At 54.7% G+C, this 1,587-nt stretch carries 2 protein-coding genes; both read right to left on the bottom strand.

Annotated features, from left to right (window positions below; genetic code table 11):
* Window positions 1-61 precede the first annotated feature (61 nt).
* The gene (locus HWQ67_RS18010) at window positions 62-706 is read right to left on the bottom strand and encodes a glycosyltransferase (protein ID WP_218254076.1); all 645 of its coding nucleotides are present in this window, start codon (window positions 704-706) and stop codon (window positions 62-64) included.
* Complete coding sequence (locus HWQ67_RS18005; protein WP_255317343.1) at window positions 706-1,473, bottom strand: capsular polysaccharide synthesis protein; 768 nt, start codon at window positions 1,471-1,473, stop codon at window positions 706-708. Before HWQ67_RS18005 ends, HWQ67_RS18010 begins: the two co-directional genes overlap by 1 nt.
* Window positions 1,474-1,587: the final 114 nt, after the last annotated feature.

Genomic DNA, 1,587 nt, shown 5'->3' with positions numbered 1-1,587 from the left:
CACCAACTTCTCTGGCATACCTATCAGGAAATGCAAAATGCCCGTCGCCTCGATCTGCCTGTCAACGCACAACAAGCCGCAGTTGCTCCTTAAGACGCTGGAGAGCATCATCCCGCAGGTAGTCCCGGAAATCTCCCTCACGGAAGAATACATAGGGGTCCGTGTCGAAATCAATAGGGAGGAACAGCCTTCTATCCACTTCCACGCAATCAAGGCGGTCCCTGAATAAGGGGGTAATGACCTTCTCCCCCAACTCCAGCCACTTGGTAGCCGTCTCGAAATCGTGTTCGAGCAAGTAGTTGATCCGTTCTAGCCACAAAAGCGCAGGCTCACTACCAGCCTTGGCATAGATGTAGCCATTCAAAATACGCAGGGGTAGCCGCGTCCACGTCATGTAGAGTACGTTGGCATTCGGGTATTTCTGCATCAACTTTTCGGGGCTGCGAAGCACGATCGTATCCGCATCCCACCACCAACCCCCATATTTTGCAAGGAGCGCCGCGCGTATTGCACTGACCTTGGGGCCTATCTGGGGTATCTCCTTATACCTTTCGTGGAGCAACCCCGGTGACAAGTACCCCTCTACAGTCTCCGGCGCGAGAAGATGAAACTCAACGTTTGTCAAGGCGAGTCGGCGAGTCGCTGTTTCCAGGCACAGGTCGATATGGGGCCAAGACTCACCTTCCCAGTAGGTCCATACGTGCATTACAGTCCTCCCCAACCCCAGCTTACGTCCGCTAGGTGCAACAGTTGATGTATTAGCAGGAGACTCGATGCCCACCGTTCCCGGGGTAGTTGCATATCCCTCCTTCGATGATACCAGAACCACGAGTGGTTCAGGCCGAAGCAGATAGTTTGCTCGGTGACAAGGTCTTGGGGGTTTCCAGGCTCGAAGAATCGCTTGACGTTGCTATCAATGTCGATTGGAAGAAACATCCGCCGATCCACCTGTCTCGCCTGTTCCTGTGCTGAGAAAAGGGGCGTGAGTATTTTCTCCCCGAGGTCACACCAGACCGGCTCCTCTGGCTCTTGTAGCTTAGCATTGACCTTTGCTAACCACGTTGTTGCTAGAGGTGATTTATCTACGTAAACGTATCCGTTTAGAACCCTACGTGGTTCACGATCCCAGACGGTGTACACCGCAGTCGCTCCATTGCAGAGCTGAGATAGATACTCGTGAGGGGGTATTCCCAGCTTCAGGAAGCTAGGGTGAACGCATACGGTATCGGCGTCCCACCACCAGCCGCCGTGCCTTGCCAGTAACGCGGCACGAATGCAGTCAACTCTCTGGCCAACGTCCTTCAGGCTGCGGTATCGTTCCTCTAAGTACCCCGTGGGTACGTAGTCGGATAGGTCTTCCGGCGTGACCAGGCGAAACCCAATCCCCGCTATCCGGCACAACTTGTCGATGGACCGCAGACAGACTTCGATGTATTCAGGCATTGGTCCTTCCCAATAGGTCCAGACGATCATCGCTTGTACCTCCAGGGCTCGGGGTCTACTGCGTGGGATTGTGGGTCGAAGAGCACGTACTGGCCAGCTCGAACCCGTGGGCTGTCCTGGAGTAAAGCGAGGTTACTCTGGCTG

Origin of the sequence: Candidatus Magnetobacterium casense (assembly GCF_019173545.1) — a bacterium.
In the GTDB taxonomy this organism is placed as follows: domain Bacteria; phylum Nitrospirota; class Thermodesulfovibrionia; order Thermodesulfovibrionales; family Magnetobacteriaceae; genus Magnetobacterium; species Magnetobacterium cryptolimnobacter.
Note: the sequence above shows the minus strand (reverse complement) of the source record. Positions and strands in the feature narration are given on the sequence as shown.